This window comes from Aeromonas sp. R7-5, assembly GCF_040908015.1.
Taxonomy (GTDB): domain Bacteria; phylum Pseudomonadota; class Gammaproteobacteria; order Enterobacterales; family Aeromonadaceae; genus Aeromonas; species Aeromonas caviae.
This window is the reverse complement of the sequence record NZ_JBFOCZ010000004.1, coordinates 18202-37480: the sequence shown is the minus strand read 5'-3', so window position 1 is coordinate 37480 and position 19279 is coordinate 18202. Positions and strand designations below refer to the sequence as shown.

The following is a 19279-nucleotide window of genomic DNA, read 5'->3' as shown; positions in this document are numbered from 1 at the left end:
GAAGGAGCGCGTCATGTGGCTAGCCGCCATGCAGTTGATTTCGGGTCGTACCTGGCAGGATAACCGGGAGCGGATCGCCGCCGAGCTGGCGAGTCTGCCCGGGGAGCGCCCCTTGCTGGTGCTGCTGCCGGAAAACTTCGCCCTCTTTGGCGAGCGGCAGGGGTATCTGGACGGGGCAGAGCCGTTGGGAAATGGCCCAATCCAGCAGCAACTCTCTGATTGGGCCAAATCCCACGGCATCTGGCTGGTGGCCGGGGCCATGCCCACCGCCATCGCCGGTGCCGACCACATCCACACCAGCACCCTGGTGTTCAATCCCGACGGCGAGCTCAAGGGGCATTACCACAAGATCCACCTGTTCGACGTGGACGTGGCGGACAATCACGGCCGTTACCGGGAGTCGGAGACCTTCAGCCCGGGTGATCAGCCTGTGCTGGTGGACTCCCCCTTTGGTCCCCTCGGCCTTTCTATCTGTTATGATCTGCGCTTTCCCGAGCTGTACCGCCAGTTGGCCCGGGCCGGTGCCCGGGTGCTGCTGGTGCCTGCCGCCTTTACCGCCGTCACCGGCGAGGCGCACTGGGAGCCTCTGCTGCGGGCCCGTGCCATCGAGAACCAGTGCTACGTGGTGGCCGCCAACCAGGGAGGCACCCACGAGACGGGGCGCCAGACCTGGGGCCACAGCATGGTGATCGACCCCTGGGGCCGGGTGCTGGCCTGTCGGGCGTCGGGGCAGGGCACTGTGCTGGCGCCGCTGGATGGGGCCCTGGTCGATGAATTGAAACGCACCATGCCGGTGCTGCAACACGCCCGCCTGTTGTGAGCCCGCGGCCGTGGATTTAACCGTTACGACATCTCGCATGAGAGTGGAGAGAAAGATTTGAGTCTATTGAGCCAGGTTAGTGCCTCCCTGTTGGCCCCGAACGATCTCGACGAAGGGCGGCTGCAACAGCTGCTCGGCAGCCTGATGAGCCATCAGGTGGAGTTCGGCGACCTCTATTTCCAGCGCAGCTGGCACGAGTCCTGGATGCTGGAGGACGGCATCGTCAAGGATGGCAGCTACAACATCGATCAGGGGGTGGGGGTGCGCGCCGTCAGCGGCGAGAAGACCGGTTTCGCCTACTCGGACGAGCTGAGCCTGCTGGCGCTGCAACAGTCGGTGACTGCCGCTCGCGGCATCGCCGCCGCCGGTGCTCACGGCAAGGTAAAAGCATGGGCTCGCACCGAAGCAAACCTGCTCTACCCGGCGCTGGATCCCCTGCAGACCCTCGACAAGCAGCAGAAAATTGCCCTGCTGGAGCAGATGGACAAGTTCGCCAGAAGTCTGGATCCCGCCATCAATCAGGTGATGGCCTCCATCAGCGGGGTCTATGAAGAGATCCTGGTGGCCGCCACCGATGGCACCCTGGCCGCTGACGTGCGCCCCCTGGTGCGCCTCTCGGTGACCGTCATCGCCGAGAAGGGGGATCGCCGTGAGCGCGGCAGCGCGGGGGGCGGTGGCCGCTTCGGTTACGACCATTTCCTCGAGCTGGACGGGCTCGAGAGCCGTGCGTTTGGCTATGTGCGCGAAGCGGTGCGCCAGGCCCTGGTCAACCTGGAGGCCATCGACGCCCCGGCCGGCACCATGCCGGTGGTGCTCGGTGCCGGCTGGCCCGGTGTGCTGCTGCACGAGGCGGTGGGTCACGGTCTGGAAGGGGACTTCAACCGCAAGGGCTCCTCCGCCTTTGCCGGGCGCATCGGCGAGCAGGTGGCTTCCAAACACTGCACCATCGTCGATGACGGCACCCTGCCGGGTCGGCGCGGCTCCGTCTCCATCGACGACGAGGGGACACCGGGGGGCTACAACGTGCTGATCGAGAACGGCATTCTCAAGGGTTACCTGCAGGACAAGCAGAACGCCCGCCTGATGGGGGTGCCGCTCACCGGCAACGGCCGCCGCGAATCCTACGCCGCCCTGCCGATGCCGCGCATGACCAACACCTACATGCTGGCGGGTCAGTACGATCCGGCGGAGATCATCGCCTCGGTGAAGAAGGGCATTTACGCCCCCAACTTCGGTGGCGGTCAGGTGGACATCACCTCCGGCAAGTTCGTCTTCTCCGCCTCCGAGGCCTACCTCATCGAGGATGGCAAGATCACCGCACCCATCAAGGGGGCGACCCTGATCGGCAACGGCCCCGAGGCGATGAGCCAGGTTTCCATGGTGGGCAAGGATCTCGCGCTGGATCGCGGGGTCGGGGTCTGTGGCAAGGAGGGGCAGAGCGTGCCGGTCGGTGTCGGCCAGCCCACCCTCAAGCTGGATCAGCTCACCGTGGGCGGCACCCAGTAAGGGCGCCGCAGAACAAGCAGCAGAGAGAACCCATGCTTACCCTGTCGAAAATTTCCAATATCCGCAGTCAGCTCTCCCCCAGCGAGCTCAAGATCGCCGATTACATCCTGGCGTGCCCGGAGCAGGTGACCCATTTCTCCTCCCAGGAGTTGGCGCAGCAGGCTGACGTCAGCCAGTCGAGCATCGTGAAGTTCACCCAGAAGATCGGGTTCAAGGGCTTCACTGCCTTCAAGCTGGCGGTCAGCGAGGATCTGGGGCGCAAGCACGCCATCAAGACCGACAACGTGGGGGATCTCTACAACGGCATCGGCCGGGACGACGATCTGGAGACCATGGCCAAGAAGCTGGCCCAGGAGAAGATCAACTCCATCGTAGAGACCACCCAGGCCCTCGACAACGCCACTTTGGCGCGGGTGCTGGACGTCATCAACCAGGCTGGCCGGGTCCAGCTGGTGGGGATCGGCGGCTCGGCGCTGACCGCCAAGGATCTCTGGTACAAGCTGCTCAAGATCGGGGTCACCACCCTGTTCGCCCAGGACAGCCACGTACAGATCTCCATCGCCCAGACTCTGGGGCCGGGGGATGTCCAGCTGGTGGTCTCCTATTCCGGCGCCAGCCGGGATGTGCTGGCGGCTGCTGAGCTGGCCAAGCGCAACGGCGCCACCTTGATCGCGGTCACCTCGTTTCGCAACACCCCTCTGCGGCAGATGGCCGACATGGTCCTGGACACGGTGGCCGACGAGAACGAGCTGCGCATCTCCTCCATCTCGTCGCGTACCGCCCAGAACACCATCACCGACATCCTGTTCCTCGGTCTGGTGCAGCGCCGTGACGAGCAGGCCTGGGCCCTCATCGATGGCACGCGGGACGCCATCGACCGTCTCAACAAGGAGTGACGCGGGCCCGGCTGCAACAGACGCCGAGACCTGTCGAAAGAGAAAAACCACCCGCCTGCGGGTGGTTTTTTTATGGGCCAGTGCCGGCTCAGAGGGCGAGAGCCCAGCGCAGGAAGGCCTTGCGCTGGGCCTCGTCGGCGGCGAGGTAGCGCCGTTGCAGTTCGGGGTCGACGGGCACGGCGCCCGGGGTGGTTGCGGGCTGGGCGAGGGTGGCGGGCGGCGGAGTGATGGCCGCGCGAGCCGGTGCGTCGTAGCGGGCCAGCAGCGCCTGATAATCCGTCATCAGACTGTCCTGGCTGCGGGGGAGGGTGGTTGCCGACAGGGGGTGGCTACCCTCGGGGGTCTCAAGCCGCAGGTTGGGGTGGGTGGCAAAGTGGCGAATGGCCCGGGAGTCGGCCAGCGGCGGAGTGGTCAGTTTCAGGGTGCCGCTGGCCGGCAGGGTCAGGGTCAGCAGCAGCGGGGCTGAGCGGACGCGCCCCTGGCTCTCGTTGGTGGAGCCGGGGTCGAGGGGGCTGTCGAAACGTACCAGCAGTCGGGTGTCGCCAGCGGGCAGGGTGAGCGCTCGCTCGAAGGGGGAGACCTGGCCCCGGGATGAGGCCAGCAGGACGAGGGTGTCTGCCAGCTCCAGCCGGGCGGCCTGGACCGACAGGGTCATGGGCAGCAGCAGGATGAAGAGGAACAGGAGGCGGATCATGGGGTGCTCCAGCAGAAAGAAAATGCCGGCCAGAGGCCGGCAGGGGATCAGAACTCGTAGCGCAGGCCGAGGTGGTAGAAGCTCTCGCTGTTGCTGCTGCCGCCAAAGCTGGTGATGGTGTTGTCAGCCAGACCATCCTCGCCATCACGGAACACGTAGGCGCTGTAGAGGGAGGATCGCGGGGTGAGCTTGTACTGCAGCTCCAGGGTGGTATCCCGTAGACTCATGCCGTCTCCCCCGTCGTTGTCGAGGTGACGATAGCCTGCGCGGGCTGCCCACTTCTGGCTGATGTCGTAGACAGCGGTCAGTTCCCATACCTTGTCCTCACTTTCTGCCCGGCCGTTGCGATAGCTCACCTGATCCTTCGCGTAGAGGGCGCCCAGCATCAGCGAACCCAGGGTGTAGCGGGCGCCGATGCCGCTGAAGCGGTACTGGTCGGCGTCGGGATCCACCTTGCTGGCATCGGTCTGGGCCGCCTTGCTCTGCTGGTAGGCGATGACCGGTGCCAGCTTGCCCGCCGCGCCGAGGTCGAAGGTGTAACGCAGGGCGCCGTTGTAGCCGTAGTCGAGATCCGAGGTGCCGTTGCCGAGGATGTAGGCTAGCGATACATCCAGATTGCCGAGAGTGTTCTGGTATTGCAGGGTACCGTCCTGGCGGAACACCTGGACCGCAGTGGAGTCTACCTTGCTGGCCTGGCGCGCCATGGAGACATCGGAGGCGGCAAACACGTCGCCGATGTCGGTGAACATGATGAGGCCGGAAGAGACCCGGCCACCGGTCACCTTGCCCCACTCGCCGCCATCGATCCCGGCCCAGACGTAACGGGCGGTGAGGTCGCTGCTGTTCTTCTGCACGTTGTTGGCGTATTCGGCGGCATTGACCTGGTACTGGGCCATGCCGATCACGGCCACCTGGTCGTTGACGGTCTGGCGGGCGGTAAAGCCGATGCGACCGTCGAAATCCCCCTGGCTGTTGCCGTTCTTCTTGTCCGAGACGTTGAAGCCGAGGCGACCGTAGAGATCGACGTTGGAGCCGTCATCGGCCTGGTAGATGACGGCGGCCTGCGCCGCACCGACGGCAAACAGGGCAGGAATGGCCAGGGCAAGCATGGACTGTTTCATTGTTGTCTTTCCTGTGTGGGCTCTTGTGCCAGAGCCGGGGTGAGTGAAGCCGTGACCCCGATTGCTCGGGGCCAGATAGCCAGCTGGATAGAGGAGAGAGGGTTAGCTCAGATCGACGTTCTTGCAGCCGAAGAGCAGGGTGAAGAGGTAACCGCCGAAGTAGGCAACCGCCAGACCGAGGCCATAGACCATCATGCCGGGGAAGATCCCCTGGGCCGAGGTCATCAGCGGCAGCGCGACGATGCCGGAGGGGCCGAACACGGTGTTGAGACCGACCGGAAGGCCCATCCAGGAGATGAGACCGACCACGAACCCCCCCAGCGATCCGCCGCAGCAGGCGGTGATGAAGGGTTTGACCCGCGGCAAGGTGACGCCGTAGATGAGCGGCTCACCGACCCCGAGCAGGCCGGGGATGATGGTGCCCTTGACCTGGGTGCGCAGCAGGGAGTCCTTGGCTGCGCGACTGTAAAGCGCCAGGGCGGCGCCGACCTGGCCGGCCCCTGCCAGCGCGAGGATGGGGAAGAGGGAGTTGAAGCCCTGGGCATCCATCAGTGCGAAGTAAACGGGCACGAACCCCTGGTGAATGCCGAACATCACCGAGATGAGGAACAGACCGGCCAGGATGGCGGTACCGAACGGGTTGCCGTTGAGGTGGATGAAGAGCCAGGACATGCCGTTGTAGAGCTGCACCCCCAGGGGCATGATCAGGACGAAGGTGACGGCCCCCATGAGCAGCAGGGTGATGCAGGAGGTAAGAATCATGTCGAGGCTGTCCGGCATGAAGCGACGCACCTCGCGTTCCACCGAGGCGCCGATGATGCAGGCGATCAGCACCCCGATGATGTTGCCACGGGGATCAATGTGGTGGCCGAAGAAATCGGTGATGCCTGAGTAGATGCCGCTGGTGGCTTGGGGGTCATAGCCCATCACAAACAGGGAGGCCAGAATGGCACCGTTGACCCCGGAGCCGCCGAACGCTTTCTGGGCGTTGTAGCCGATGAGAATGCTGAGGAAGCTGAACAATCCCTTGCTGAACAGTTTCATGTAGCCGACCAGCTCCACCAGCATACCGCCGGTGGCTGCGCCGTCCTGCAGCAGGGTCTGTTCGATCAGGGTGGCAAAGCCGAGCAGCAGCCCCGCGGCGATAAAGCCGGGGATCAGTGGTGTAAAAATGGTGGCAAACTTGGCCAGGAAGCGGTGGGCCGCACTGCTCTGTTTCTGCTTGAGTGCCTGCTTGTTGGCCGAGGCGATGTCGCCAAGCTCGGTGGGGGCCGCAGCCGGAGCCTCCAGCGCCCCCAGTCCTGCGCTCAGCATGCCGTTCATCAGCTCGCAGGCGGTCTGGGCCTTGCCCGGCCCCAGCACGATCTGGAACTGGTTGTCGCTCTCAATCACCCCCATGACGCCGGCGATTCGCTTGATGGTATCGCGATCCGCATGCAGGCTGTCCGCCAGGCTCAGTCGCAATCGGGTCATGCAGTGGCCGCAGTGGGTGATGTTGTCCCGGCCGCCGATGGCCTGGATGATCTGGCCGATCATGGTGTCAGTTATTTTTGCCATAAAGAACCCAGTCAGTCTGTGGTGTCAGCAGGGTGCCTGGCACCCCGTTCTCGTTATGTGATGGCCATCCCTGGCCAATGTGCGGTTGGCCGATCAGTGGGTGCACTGGCTGATGAAGCCGTTGCTGCTTTGCAGGCGGTGGCGGGCCTCATCGGCCGTGAGTCCAGCCAGGATCATCACGATGGCGGTCTTGCAGTGGTTGTCCGCCTGCGCCAGCGCCCGCTCCGCCACGGCGCGCTCGCAGTCGGTGGCCTCCATCACGATGTGCTTTTGCCGCTCCACCAGCTTGGCGTTAGTGGCTTCCACGTCCACCATCAGGTTGCCGTAGACCTTGCCGGTGCGGATCATGGCGCCGGTGGAGAGCATGTTGAGGATGAGCTTCTGCGCCGTGCCCGCCTTCATGCGGGAGGAGCCGGTGACGATCTCGGGGCCGACCACCGCCACCATGCTGATGTCGGCGGCCCGGGCCAGCGGGCTGCCGGGGTTGCAACTGATGCTGCAGACCGTGGCACCCACCGCGCTGGCGTGGGCCATGGCGCCCAGTACGTAGGGGGTTCTGCCGCTGGCGGCTATGCCCACCAGCACATCGTTGGCGCAGAACTGGATGTTCTTCAGATCCCGGGCGCCGAGCTCTGCGTCATCCTCGGCGTTCTCGACCGCCTGCAAGATGGCCTTGTGGCCGCCAGCAATCAGGCCTATCACCTGCTCGGCAGAGACGCCATAGGTGGGCGGGCATTCGCTGGCATCCAGGATGCCGAGCCGGCCCGAGGTGCCGGCGCCGATATAGACCAGTCGCCCACCCTTGCCAAAGGCTGCCGCGATGGCATCGACCGCCCGGGCGATTTCGGGCAGCAGTTGGCCCACCGCCAGCGCCACCTGCTGATCCTCCTGATTGATGACGCGCAGCATCTCCAGGGTCGACAGCTGGTCGATTTCGACGCTGGCCGGGTTGCGGGTCTCGGTAATCATGCTTGATAGGTCAATGGTCATCGTTTCCTCTGCTTAAGGTCATCGCCACTCCCGGCGTAAAACATCCCTCTCGATGATGAACATGATCATCGATTTTTGATTTCGATGATGAGATCAATGTCGCATAATTAATTATTCCATTTATTTCTAATTATAAGTTCTGATAATTCCTGCACGGAGAGGGCTGGGTGGGATCGGGGTGATGCCGATGGCACTAGAGGGGGAAGAGGCTGAAGGAGAGCCAATAAAAAGCCCCGGCAGGCGCCGGGGCTGGGAAAGGGGTCAGGTCAGTTGACCGAAATGGCGCGGGCGTCGATGAAGAAGCGGGCGTGGCCGTGGTCATCCACCCTTATCTGGGCGAGCAGGCGATCCTTTCGCTTGAACTCCCATCCTGTCTTGATCCGGGTCAGCGCGGGGCTGGCGGCACCGACCACGTTCAGATACTCATGAAACAGGCTGTAGCTTCCAATCTCGGTCAGCATCTTTTCCATTTGCATATCTCCTCAAGTGATGGGGTCAGCACATGCCACGCTAGCGGCAACCTTCTGAACCTTTCCTGTACAAAAACCAGACTACCCCATCAAGATGAAGGCAATATGATCAGGCGCAAGATCAGGAGGGATTTGCACGAAAAATGACACCGTTTTCAATCAGGGCTGGCGCGGCACGGCGAGATGATCGAGGGCGGTAGATCCGGCATGGGACGGCAAGGCGGCAGCGGGTTGTTCCATCACCTGATCATGGAAGACGGGATCCTGCGCCACCTCCTTGACGCCGTTGATGCAGAACTGCATACCCATGCACACCAGCAGGAAACCCATGATGCGGGTCATGGCGTCGATGCCGGTGGCACCCAGGATCTTGCACACGGGATCTGCCAGCTTGAGCACACCCCAGCTGATCAGGCTCATCAGGGCGAAGGCGGTGACCATGGCGGCATAGATGACGACGCGATCGGCCTCGGCCGGCAGCTCGGCGATCTGGGCCGCGCCGCTGATCACCAGCGCCATGGTGCCGGGTCCGCACATGCTGGGCATGGCCAGGGGCACGAAGGCGATATTCTGGTTGGCCTCGACCCCGGCAGACTGGTTTGGCGAGGGGAACAGCATGCGAAAGCCGATGAAGGCGATAATGAGGCCACCGGCCAGGCGCAGGCCGGGAATGGAGATCCCGAACAGATCCAGGATGGAGGATCCGATGAAGAAGCTGACGCACAGGGTGGCGAACAGATAGAGGGCGGCCATGTTGATCTGGCGGCGGATATGCTCGCGGGACATGCCCTTGCTCAGTCCCAGCAGCAGGGTGGCCGTGGTGGGCGGGTTGACCATGGGCAGCAGGGCCAGCAAGGCGAGAAAGACGACCTGGAAGAACATAGTGGACCTCGGGCAGGTGGACGGATTGGGGATGAGCGGGCGGGTCGCCACCCGGTCGATGATATCCGCAAAGAACAAGCCCCGACAGTGCGGGGCTTGCTTGGGAAGGATCAGGCGGCCTGCGGGGTGGCCTGGCGTTGGCCGCGCTGGCGCAGCCAGAGCCAGATGCCGAGCACGAAACCGAGGGCGGCCAGGCTGACCACATAGTGGGAGGGGGCCAGCACGTCCTCCTTCATCCAGAGGGTGACCAGCATGGGGGTGAGGCCGCCGAAGATGGCGTAGGCCACGTTGTAGGAGAACGACAGCCCGGAGAAGCGCACCACCGGCGGGAAGGCATTGACCATGACGTAGGGCACGGCGCCGACGATCCCCACCGCAAAGCCCGCCAGCATGTAGAGGGGCACCAGCTGATCCGTGCCCGCCGCCAGGCTGTGGTAGAAGGTATAAGTGGCGCCGGCCAGCAGCAGGGAGCCCAGGATGAAGGTAGGGCCGCTGCCGATGGCATCGATCAGGCGACCATAGACGATGCAGCCCAGGGTGAGGGCGACGATGGCCAGGGAGTTGGCGGTCAGGGCATCGGCCGGGCTGATGCCGTGGACCTTCTGCAGATAGGTCGGGGTCATCAGGATCACCACCACGATGCCGGCGGAGAGCAGCCAGGTCAGCAGCATGGAGACGACGACGCTGCCCTTGTGTTCACGCAACACCGTCTTGAGGGGCAGCTCCTCGGCCAGGGACTTGTTGGCCTGCATCTCGGCGAAGACCGGAGTCTCGTGCAGCCAGCGGCGCAGGTACATGGCGACGATGCCGAACACGCCACCGAGCACGAAGGCCAGACGCCAGCCCCAGTCGCTCACATCGCCCGGGCTCATGCCACGGTTGATGGCGGTCGCCACCAGGGAGCCGAGCAGGATGCCGGCGGTCAGCCCCGCGGTGAGGGTGCCGCAGGCGACACCGACCCGGCGGGCGGGCACGTGTTCGGCCACGAAGACCCAGGCACCGGGGACTTCCCCGCCGATGGCGGCCCCTTGCAGGATCCGCAGCAGCAGCAACAGCAGGGGGGCGGCGATGCCGAGCACGGCGTAGGTGGGCAACAGGCCGATCAGCAGGGTCGGCAAGGCCATCAGGATGATGCTGAGGGTGAACATCCGCTTGCGGCCGATGAGATCGCCAAAGTGGGCCATGATGATGCCCCCCAGGGGACGGGCCAGATAGCCGGCGGCGAAGATGCCGAAGGTCTGGAACTGGCGCAGCCACTCGGGAATGTCGGCCGGGAAGAAGAGCTCGCCGATGACCACGGCGAAGAAGACGAAGATGATGAAGTCGTAGAATTCGAGGGCGCCGCCCAGCGCCGCCAGGCTCAGGGTCTTGTAATCCTGTCGATTGAGGGGGCGACCGTGGTCGTGCGATGTGCTGACTTTACTCATATCCTTATGTTTCCCATCGTTTTTTTAGTTATTCTCCCCGGTGTGCTGCGGGGATACGCTCACCCACGAGGGTATGCTTTTGTGTCCCGCAATGTAAATCGCACAATTCGCAACACTGTCTTGCAGCACGGTGCGGCAAGTAGCTGGAGAGATCATGACGAAGAAAAAGGTACTGCTCTCCTGGAGCAGCGGAAAAGACAGCGCCTGGGCCTTGCATCGCCTGCGCCAGGATCCGGCCATCGAGGTGGTGGGGCTGTTCACCACACTCAACCAGGCGTTCGAGCGGGTGGCCATGCACGGGGTGCGCAAGCAGTTGTTGTTGGCACAGGCTGAGTGCGTGGGCTTGCCGCTGACCACCATCGACCTGCCCTGGCCCTGCAGCAACGAGGAGTATGGGCGCATCATGACGGGCTTCATCGCCGATGTGCAGGCCAAGGACATTCACCACATGGCGTTCGGGGATCTCTTTCTTGAGGATGTGCGCGCCTATCGGGAGCGGCAACTGGCGGGGACCGGCATCACGCCGCTCTTCCCGCTCTGGGGCAGTGACACGACCGAGCTGGCGCAGGCGATGATCGACGCCGGGCTCAAGGCCAGGGTCTGTACCCTGGATCCGGGCAAGCTGGACGCCGGGTTAGGTGGTCATGAATTCGGCCCGGCCTTGCTGGCTGCCCTGCCCGCCGGGGTGGATCCCTGCGGCGAGAACGGGGAGTTCCACACCCTGGCCTGGGACGGCCCCATGTTCCTGCATCCCTTGCCCATCCGGGTGGGGGAGACGGTGCTGCGGGACGGCTTCGTCTTCACCGATCTGCTGCCCGCCACCGCCTAGTCGCGATGGGGCTCCCGCTCGCCCTTGTCGTCGTTGTAACGCAGGGCGATCTCGTGGAACTGCTGGTGGATGCGGGCAAAGGCGTCCGTGATGTCGGGGTCGAAGTGATTGCCTCGTCCCGCCAGTATGATTGGCACCACCTCTTGGTGGGACATGGCAGCCTTGTAGCAGCGCTTGCTGATGAGGGCGTCGTACACGTCGGCCAGCGCCATCAAGCGGGCCGAGAGCGGGATCTCGTCACCGTGCAGGCCATAGGGATAGCCGGTGCCGTCCCACTTCTCGTGGTGGTAGCAGGCGATCTCCTTGGCCAGTCGCAGAAATTCCACCTCTACCCCCAGCGCCTCCTCGGCATGGACGATGGCCTCCTTGCCGAGAATGGAGTGGTGCTTCATCTGGGCAAACTCGTCCGCATCCAGCTTGCCGGGTTTGAGCAGGATCCGGTCTGGCACACCGACCTTGCCGATGTCGTGCAGCGGGGCCGATTTGAACAGCAGATCGATGGTCTTGGGGGTCAGCTCGGTACGAAAGCGGGGATGCTCGCAGAGGGTCTCCGCCAGCAGCCGCACATAGTGCTGGGTGCGCAGGATATGGTTGCCGGTCTCGTTGTCGCGGGTTTCGGCAAGAGAGGCGAGGGAGTGGATGGTGATGTTCTGGATCAGTTCGTTCTCCCGGGTGCGCCGCTCCACCTCCTGCTCCAGAAAGGTGTTCTGGTCGTGCAGCAGATCCCGCGCCGCTTTCAGCTCCAGGTGGTTTCTGACCCGGGCCAGCACGATTGCGGGGGTGATCGGCTTGTGGATGTAGTCGACGGCTCCCAGCGCCAGGCCGTGCGCCTCCGCACTCTCCTCCACCTTGGCGGTCAGGAAGATCACCGGGATCTCCCGCACCTGCGGCATCTCCTGCAGCGCCTGCATTACCTGATAGCCGTCCATCTGGGGCATCACCACGTCGAGCAGGATCAGATCCACCCGGGTGCCGGCCGAGAGGATCTCCAGCGCCCGCTGGCCGCTGATGGCGACCTTGACCCGGTAATGGGGGCTGAGCAGGGCGCTGAGCAGGGAGAGGTTCTCCGGTGTGTCATCGACCACCAGCAGGGTAGGTTTGGTATCGGGATCCAGCAAGTTGAGCATGATGGCGCCTCAATCTTGGTTGAACAGATCGGGTCTGAGGGCCCGGACTTGTTGCAGATATGCCAGGGCATCGGCGAAGCGAAAACGGGTCATGGCATCGTGCATGGCCGGTGCTGCCTCGCCCAGCAGGGGGGCGAGCCTGGCCTGATTGCGCTGGAACAGGATGAAGGCTTCCGCATCGTCTTCCAGCAGCAGCCCGGTCAGTTGGTGCAGCAGGGGGGCCAGCTCGGCGGGGGTAGCCTCCGGCAACCCGGAGGTGGCAGGGGCCGGCAGCAGTGTCAGCAGGCTGGCGGCCAGTTGCTGCTGCTGTTGCAGCCCCAGCTCGGCCAGCGGCCGCAGGCTGGCGGCATCGTCTCCCCGGGCGAGGGCGCTCTCCAGCCGGGCCGAGACATCCTGCAGCGACCCGGCCCCCAGCGTTGCGGCTATGCCCTTGAGGGTATGGGCCTGTCGATGCGCTTCTTCCCGGTCATTCGCCTGCAGGGCGGCCAGCAGGGTTCCCATCGGCTGACTCCCCTGGCGGGCGAAACGTTGCAGCAGATCCCGATACCACTCCCAGTTGTGCATCAATCGTTGCAGGGCTGGCTCGGCGTTGAGCCCGATCGCCTGCAACTGTGGCAGCAAGGCGGTGGCGGGTGATGCGTGTGAGGCAGTGAGCGTGCTGTTGACCTCGCGGCTGAAGGAGGTTGTCCAGCGCTGCAGGGCCGCATACAGCCTGTCGGGATCGATGGGCTTGGCAATGTGATCGTCCATCCCGGCAGCGAGGCAGCGTTCGCGGTCACCGGCCATGACGTTGGCCGTCATCGCCAGGATCGGGGTGTGTTGCCCGATGCCTTCCCGCTCGCGCAACAGCCGGGTGGCGGCCAGGCCATCCATCACCGGCATCTGCATGTCCATCAGGATCAGGTCGTAGTGGGTCTGGGCCACCATCTCCAGCGCGATGGCACCATTGCCGGCGATGCTGACATCGGCACCGACCGCCCGCAGCAGCTCCAGCGCGACTTGCTGATTGAGCTCGTTGTCTTCCGCCAGCAGGATCCTGAGTCCGTCGAAGCGGTAGCGATGGGTCACCTGCGGTGGTTTGAAGGTGAGTGAACTGGTTTGCTGGCCAAACAGGCCGATGACGGTATCGAACAGCACGGAGGCGCATACGGGCTTGACCAGCACCCGATCAAAGCCGGCGGCATCGGCCTGGCGAAAGACCTCTTCCCGTCCGTAGCCGGTCACCATGACCCGATAGGGACGCGGGCCCATGCCGCGGGCGATGAGGCGGCGACCGGTCTCGATGCCATCCAGCCCCGGCATGTGCCAGTCCAGCAATACCACTTCGTAAGGCTGTCCCTCCTGCTCGGCGCCGGCGATCATCTGTAGTGCCTGCTGGCCCGACTCGGCGGTGTCCACCACAAAGCTCATGCTGCGCAGCAGGGCGGCCATGATGGTGCGGGCGCTGGCACTGTCGTCGGCCACCAGCATGCGGCGCCCGCGCAGATCCAGGCTCGGCAGATAGCGGGATCTGCGCCTGCCCCTACCGAGTCGGGCGGTAAACCAGAAGGTGCTGCCCTGGCCTGGTTCGCTCTGTACCCCCACCTCGCCGCCCATCAGCTCGGCCAGTTTGCGGGAGATGGCGAGGCCGAGGCCGGTGCCGCCGTACTTGCGGGTGGTGGAGCTGTCCGCCTGCTGGAATGACTGGAACAGCCGCTGCTGCTGCTCCTGGCTCATGCCGATCCCGGTGTCCTGTACCGAGCAGTGCAGCAACACCTCCTGGGGTTGTTTCTCCAGGCAGCTGACCTTGACCAGGATCTCCCCCTGCTCGGTGAACTTGACCGCGTTGTTGGCGTAGTTGATCAGGATCTGGCCGAGGCGAAGGGGATCGCCATAGAGCAGGGTGTCGAGCTGGTGGTCGACCTCGAACAGCAACTCTATGCCCTTGGCTTCCGCCTTTTCGCCCACCAGGGTGGTCAGATTCTCCAGCACATGGTCGAGATCGAATTCGATCCGCTCCAGATCCAGCTTGCCGGCCTCGATCTTGGAGAAGTCGAGGATGTCGTTGATGATGCCGAGCAGATGCTGGGCCGAACGCTGGATCTTGCTGACATAGTCGAACTGCTGCGGATCGAGCCGGGTCTGCAGGGCGAGATGGGACATGCCGAGGATGGCGTTCATGGGAGTACGGATCTCGTGGCTCATGTTGGCGAGAAAATCGCTCTTGGCCCGGGTTGCGCCCTCCGCCAGCTCATAGGCCACTTCCAGCTCTTGGTTCTTGGCCTGCATCACCGCAAACAGCTCGTCCCGGGTCGGTTCTGCGAACTGCTGCTGCATCTGTTGCAGCAGCAGTTCATCGGGCCCGCGGGGCAGGCGGTAGACCAGGGCGATGGCGTTGTCCGCGTGCGCGACCAATCGGATGCCACATGATTGGCGGCCGTCCGGCTCGGGGGGGATGGGGGCGTCAGCCGAGAGCGAGAGCCACAACTCCTGTGTGCTAGGCTCCAGCCACAACTGCAGTTGCAGCGGCTCCGTGTTCGCCACCAGCTGGCGTACCAGCTCGGAGGTGGCGCCCGCCAGCGGTGCCACGAAGGTGGGAGTTCCGTCGAGGCAGGTGAGTACCTGGATCACCTTGCGCCGGGCGGTGAGTGCCGCCGCCGGGCCTGACAGCAGGGTTTCCCCGATCAGTTGCCGCATCTAGTCCTCCTTTCCTGCCAGCACACGCAGCACGATGCAGCTGGCATCGTCGGTGCTGCGGCCACTGTGGGCGATCACCTGGCGTGCCAGCTGGGCGGGCTCGGCGGCCAGATCCAGCGCACCGTCGCGCAGGTTGAGGGATTCGCTGATACCGTCCGAATAGAGCATCACCACGTCCCCCGCGACGAGTGGCTGGCGCTGCAGCAAGGGGGTGGGGAAACGCTCTCCCAGTACCCCGTCGCGGGAGATGCCGCGCCAGGGTTCGTGGCCGCGCAGGCAGATGCGGGTATTGCCGATGCCGGCATAGCTCAGCTCACCCCGTTCGCCGTTGACCAGGGCCACGCCGGCGGCGGCGCCCCGGGTACCGATGCAGTGCTGGTGCAGCAGTTGCAACAGGCGGGCCGGTTCCTGCTCGTGGGTTTGCTGCAGCGCAGCCTCCAGCACCTGTACCAGCTTGTTGGCCGAGGCACCGTGGCCGCTCACGTCGATCAGGATCAGCGATACCCCCTCCGGCCCCGGTCGGATGAAGGCCAGATCACCGGAGACCCGTTCCGGATAGCAGGGGCGGTTCTCGCTGGCCCATGTCAGCTGCAGGCCGGCGTGCAGCTGGCCTGTGCAGGCGAGAGGAGGGATTGGTCTGGATACCAGGGGCGCCGCGCCCAGCCACTTGCGGGCCTGCACCAGAGTTCCCCCTTCCGGCGGGGTACTGATAGTGAGTTCAGACATCATGCGGCGCACGCCGGGCAGGCCTAGTCCCAGGGTGCCCGAGGTGCTGTAGTGATCCTGCATGGCCTGATGCACGTCCCCAATGCCGGGTCCCTGATCGCGGGCGACGATGTCGATGCAGGGACGCCCGCTGGGATGGTGGAGGGTGAGGGTGATCTCCCCCCGCTCGGCGTATTTCAGAATGTTGCTGCCAAGCTCGGAGACCACGGTGGAGAGCATGGCACGGTCCACCTCGGACAGGTTGGCGATGAAGGGGAGGCGGCGTACCGCCATCACCGTCAGGTGCAGGTCGATGTCGTGGCGCAGCGGGTAGCTGGCTTCTTGAAGGCTCTGTTCCAACTGCATGATGCGCTACTCCTCATCCTTGAGCGTCCTGCGAACATGGGCGAAGGCATCGTCCATGTCGAGAAAGCAGCGCAGCGGCCCGGGCTCGGCATCGGCTAGCGCCAGGAAGGCGGCGATCCCTGCATTGAGCCCAACCAGCAGACAGACGGCACCGAGCAGGCGGCACACCTCGGCCAGTTTGCGTACCTGCCTGAATTCGTGGTGATCGAGCAGCATGACCCCGGAGAAGTCGAGCAGAACCGCGTGCTGGCGGCCCAGCATCAGCCGCTGGGAGAGGGCCTGCATCAGTTGCTGCATGCCCTCGTCACCGAGGTCGGGGCGCATGCTGACCACGATGCAGTCGGCCACGTCGGCGATGCCCAGATCATTGTTGAGCAGCATGCATCTCTCCTAGAGGCCTAGAGGGTGGATCCGACCCGCTTGAGGGCTATCTCGAAGGCATCCCGCAGGGTCGCCGTGGTGCGGATGTCGCCGACAGAGACCCCCAGCTCCACCATGGTGCGGGCGATGGCCGGCGAGACGCCGGAGATGATGGCCTCGCACCCCATGAACTGGGTCGCCTTGGTGATCTTGATCAGCTGATTGGCGACGCCGGTATCCACGGTGGCGACCCCGGCGATGTCCAGTACGAAGACCCGGGCCCGGGTCTCGGCAATCTTGGTGAGCGATTTGTTCATCACGTCGGCGGTACGCATGGAATCGATGATCCCCACCAGCGGCAGCAGCAGGATCCCGTCCCAGATGGGGGTGACCGGGGTCGACATCTCCTGCAGCGACTTGTGCAGCTCCTCGCGCACCCTGGCGGCCTCTTCGGCTTCCTCCATGGCGCGCTTGAGCTGGCGATGCTGCGCCACCTGGGCTGTGATGTCGGTGGCAAACTTGACGATCTTGCTGGGCTTGCCGGTGAGATCCAGCACCGGGTTGTAGGAGCCCTGGATCCAGATCTCTTCACCCTGTTTGCCGATTCGGCAGAACTCTCCCGCCAGGAATTCACCGCGGCGCAGGGTTTCCCAGAAGGTGCGATAGTCGGCAGACTGGGCGTAGTCGGGATCGACCAGCAGCCTGTGGTGCTGGCCCTTCAGCTCTTCCAGCTGATAGCCCACAGTCTCCAGGAAGCGGGCATTGGCATCGAGGATGATGCCATCCAGTGAAAACTCCACCTTGCCCATGACCCGGCTCAGGGCGTTGAGCTGCCCCTCGAAGTTGGCGTTCAGCTGCTTCTGTTCGGTCAGGTCCATGGTGTATTCGATGACCTGAACCAGCGCGCCCTGTTCGTCCAGCAGGGGGCTGCAACTGCCTCGCAGCCATATGTCCCGTCCCTGCCGATCCCGGCGGCGAAACTCTCCCTCCTGCGCCTGCCCCGTCCGTAGCGCCTGCCATCGGGCGGCCTCGTCGGCGGATTCTTCTGCCTCCGCGGGGAGCAGCATGCTGTAGTGCTGACCTTTGAGCTCGGCCAGCTGGTATCCCATGATGGCGAGAAAGCGGGGGTTGGCATCCAGAATCAATCCGTCTGGCGCGATCTCGAGCCGGACCATCAGCTGGTCGACGGCCTCCAGTCTGGCCAGGGATGAAGCGGGAGTGACAGTATTCGAATGGGCAGCTGCGGTGTGCACGTCCATGGCATCTCCGGTAAATGGTGCAATTGATTTGAATGCCATTAGAAGGCGTACAGCAGTTATAGCCCACCGGGGCGAGAGCGGGGGACAAGAAGTGCCGAAAGAGCCTGCTGGCGGATGGGTCTTGGGCCTGGGGAGTTCGTCATGAACACCTTATATCGGGACTAATGTCCTTATCGCCCCGCTTTGCCCTGGTTGCCGCCAGCCTGACCCTGCCCGCCGTGGCAGTCGAAATCCCGACCAGCCCCGCCGGTGTCATTGCGGTGAGTCTGGCCCAGCAGGCCCCCCTTCACTGGGTGTCGGTGACGCAGATTGCCAGGAGCCTCGATGGGCTGCCGCCGATGGCGGTGGGTTTCGACATCGACGACACCCTGCTCTTCTCCAGCCCGGGGTGCTATCGCGGCAAGCAGGCGTTCTCCCCCAATGGTGAGAGCTGCCTGAAGAATCCGGCCTTCTGGGAGAAGATGAGCAACGGCTGGGACGCGTTCAGCGTGCCGAAAGAGGTGGGCAAGGCGCTCATCGCCATGTACTTCCCGCGCGGCGATCACATCTACTTCGTCACCGGCCGTTCGGCCAACTCCACCTACTTGCCGCTGCCGCTGGCTGGCGCATGAGAGGAGGAGGTGATCGTCAACTCCCTGTACTGAGGTTCCCATGAATGGAAAAAGGGCCGGATCCTGTAAGGACCCGGCCCTTCTTTTGGGCGTCTAGCGGGCGGCGAAGGTGTCGCAACTGGCGGGCTTGCCGCTGTCAAAACCGCGTTTGAACCAGGCGAGGCGCTGGGCCGAGGTGCCGTGGGTGAAGCTGTCGGGAACGACCCGGCCCTGACCTTGCTGCTGCAACCTGTCGTCGCCGATGGCCTGGGCGGCGTTGAGCGCCTCTTCCAGATCGCCGCGTTCCAGCACCTGCTCTTTTTCCATATAGTGGCCCCAGACCCCGGCGAAGCAGTCCGCCTGCAGTTCGAGCTTGACCGACAACCGGTTCTGGGCGACCTGGCTCAGCCCCTGTTGCTGCTGGCGCACCTTGGTGGAGATGCCGAGCAGGTTCTGCACGTGGTGGCCCACTTCGTGGGCGATCACATAGCCCTGGGCGAAGTCGCCGTCGGCCCCCAGCTTGTCGCGCATGTCCTGATAGAAGGAGAGATCGATGTAGACGGTGCTGTCGGCCGGACAGTAGAAGGGCCCCATCACCGACTGCCCCTGGCCGCAGCCGGTGCGGGTCGCACCGCGATAGAGCACCAGTCTGGGGGCCTGATAGTGGTTGCCACTTTGCTGGAACATCTCACCCCAGGCGTCCTCCGTGGAGGCGAGCATCACCGAGGTGAAGCGGGCGAGGGGATCGTTTGCAGCCTGGGACGAGTTCTGACGCTGGGGCTGGCTCTGCGGGGCCGGATCCTGCAGCAGGGGGCCGAGGTCCACGCCGTAGTACCCCGCCACCATGACCACCACCAGCAGGATAAGGCGCCCCTTGCCACCGATGGGCAGGCCGCCGCCCCCGTTGCCGCCTTGCTGGCGTCGGTCTTCCACATTGTTGCTCTCACGGCGATCTTGCCAGCGCATATCCCCATACTCCCGTCATTGGTGGTGGCGGTAATGAT

At 64.3% G+C, this 19279-nt stretch carries 18 protein-coding genes; 5 read left to right on the top strand and 13 right to left on the bottom strand.

Annotated elements, in window-relative coordinates; translation table 11 throughout:
* The first annotated feature begins 13 nt into the window (after positions 1–13).
* Genes AB5Y53_RS00315 through AB5Y53_RS00305 form a run of 3 tightly spaced genes read left to right on the top strand, consistent with a single transcriptional unit; the run spans position 14 to position 3222 of the window.
* Positions 14–820: a carbon-nitrogen hydrolase family protein gene (locus AB5Y53_RS00315; RefSeq protein ID WP_052815368.1), complete on the top strand. Its 807-nt coding sequence runs from the start codon at positions 14–16 to the stop codon at positions 818–820.
* Between the two features lie 57 nt (positions 821–877).
* Entirely contained in the window at positions 878–2326 is a 1449-nt protein-coding gene (tldD, locus tag AB5Y53_RS00310) for a metalloprotease TldD (RefSeq protein ID WP_323955387.1), read from the top strand.
* 32 nt (positions 2327–2358) lie between these two features.
* Positions 2359–3222 carry an SIS domain-containing protein gene (locus AB5Y53_RS00305; RefSeq protein WP_010672641.1) on the top strand — a complete coding sequence of 288 codons (864 nt, stop codon included), beginning with the start codon at positions 2359–2361 and terminating at the stop codon, positions 3220–3222.
* 88 nt (positions 3223–3310) lie between these two features.
* On the opposite strand, the gene AB5Y53_RS00300 is transcribed toward AB5Y53_RS00305, so the two are convergent.
* From AB5Y53_RS00300 to AB5Y53_RS00270, 7 genes are all read right to left on the bottom strand, one after another.
* Positions 3311–3916, bottom strand: coding sequence for a DUF2057 family protein (locus AB5Y53_RS00300; protein WP_151027565.1), 606 nt, complete (start codon positions 3914–3916; stop codon positions 3311–3313).
* Between the two features lie 47 nt (positions 3917–3963).
* The gene (locus AB5Y53_RS00295) at positions 3964–5037 is read right to left on the bottom strand and encodes a porin (protein WP_010672643.1); all 1074 of its coding nucleotides are present in this window, start codon (positions 5035–5037) and stop codon (positions 3964–3966) included.
* Positions 5038–5139: 102 nt separating this feature from the next.
* On the bottom strand, positions 5140–6594 hold the full coding sequence (gene murP, locus AB5Y53_RS00290) for a PTS N-acetylmuramic acid transporter subunit IIBC (RefSeq protein WP_368180932.1): 1455 nt from the start codon (positions 6592–6594) through the stop codon (positions 5140–5142).
* A 93-nt stretch (positions 6595–6687) separates the two neighbouring features.
* Positions 6688–7584: an N-acetylmuramic acid 6-phosphate etherase gene (gene murQ, locus AB5Y53_RS00285; RefSeq protein WP_368180931.1), complete on the bottom strand. Its 897-nt coding sequence runs from the start codon at positions 7582–7584 to the stop codon at positions 6688–6690.
* Between the two features lie 266 nt (positions 7585–7850).
* Positions 7851–8054 carry a hypothetical protein gene (locus AB5Y53_RS00280; RefSeq protein WP_041212219.1) on the bottom strand — a complete coding sequence of 68 codons (204 nt, stop codon included), beginning with the start codon at positions 8052–8054 and terminating at the stop codon, positions 7851–7853.
* Positions 8055–8213: 159 nt separating this feature from the next.
* The gene (locus AB5Y53_RS00275; protein ID WP_368180930.1) at positions 8214–8936 is read right to left on the bottom strand and encodes a MarC family NAAT transporter; all 723 of its coding nucleotides are present in this window, start codon (positions 8934–8936) and stop codon (positions 8214–8216) included.
* Between the two features lie 110 nt (positions 8937–9046).
* Positions 9047–10363: an MFS transporter gene (locus AB5Y53_RS00270; RefSeq protein WP_039040437.1), complete on the bottom strand. Its 1317-nt coding sequence runs from the start codon at positions 10361–10363 to the stop codon at positions 9047–9049.
* A gap of 154 nt (positions 10364–10517) precedes the next feature.
* Between AB5Y53_RS00270 and AB5Y53_RS00265 the strand changes: the two genes are divergently transcribed.
* A complete protein-coding gene (locus AB5Y53_RS00265; RefSeq protein WP_226043656.1) occupies positions 10518–11192 on the top strand; it encodes an adenine nucleotide alpha hydrolase in 675 nt (224 codons plus the stop codon).
* Here the strand turns inward: AB5Y53_RS00265 and AB5Y53_RS00260 are convergent.
* The 5 genes from AB5Y53_RS00260 to AB5Y53_RS00240 are packed head-to-tail and all read right to left on the bottom strand — an operon-like array spanning position 11189 to position 17685.
* Complete coding sequence (locus tag AB5Y53_RS00260; RefSeq protein ID WP_368180929.1) at positions 11189–12319, bottom strand: HD-GYP domain-containing protein; 1131 nt, start codon at positions 12317–12319, stop codon at positions 11189–11191. The two genes, AB5Y53_RS00265 and AB5Y53_RS00260, sit on opposite strands and share 4 nt — an antisense overlap.
* Positions 12320–12328: 9 nt before the next feature.
* Positions 12329–14995, bottom strand: coding sequence for a response regulator (locus AB5Y53_RS00255; RefSeq protein WP_368180928.1), 2667 nt, complete (start codon positions 14993–14995; stop codon positions 12329–12331).
* Complete coding sequence (locus tag AB5Y53_RS00250; RefSeq protein WP_368180927.1) at positions 14996–16066, bottom strand: SpoIIE family protein phosphatase; 1071 nt, start codon at positions 16064–16066, stop codon at positions 14996–14998. It lies immediately after the preceding gene.
* 6 nt (positions 16067–16072) lie between these two features.
* Complete coding sequence (locus AB5Y53_RS00245; protein WP_043154645.1) at positions 16073–16447, bottom strand: anti-anti-sigma regulatory factor; 375 nt, start codon at positions 16445–16447, stop codon at positions 16073–16075.
* A 17-nt stretch (positions 16448–16464) separates the two neighbouring features.
* Positions 16465–17685 (bottom strand): PAS domain-containing protein, encoded by a 1221-nt coding sequence (locus AB5Y53_RS00240; RefSeq protein ID WP_368180926.1) that lies wholly within the window; start codon positions 17683–17685, stop codon positions 16465–16467.
* 164 nt (positions 17686–17849) lie between these two features.
* On the opposite strand from AB5Y53_RS00240, the gene AB5Y53_RS00235 reads away from it, so the two are divergent.
* Positions 17850–18296, top strand: coding sequence for an HAD family acid phosphatase (locus AB5Y53_RS00235; RefSeq protein WP_368180925.1), 447 nt, complete (start codon positions 17850–17852; stop codon positions 18294–18296).
* A 93-nt stretch (positions 18297–18389) separates the two neighbouring features.
* On the opposite strand, the gene AB5Y53_RS00230 is transcribed toward AB5Y53_RS00235, so the two are convergent.
* Positions 18390–19241, bottom strand: a complete 852-nt coding sequence (locus AB5Y53_RS00230; protein WP_261999905.1) for a neutral zinc metallopeptidase — start codon at positions 19239–19241, stop codon at positions 18390–18392.
* Positions 19242–19279 lie beyond the last annotated feature (38 nt).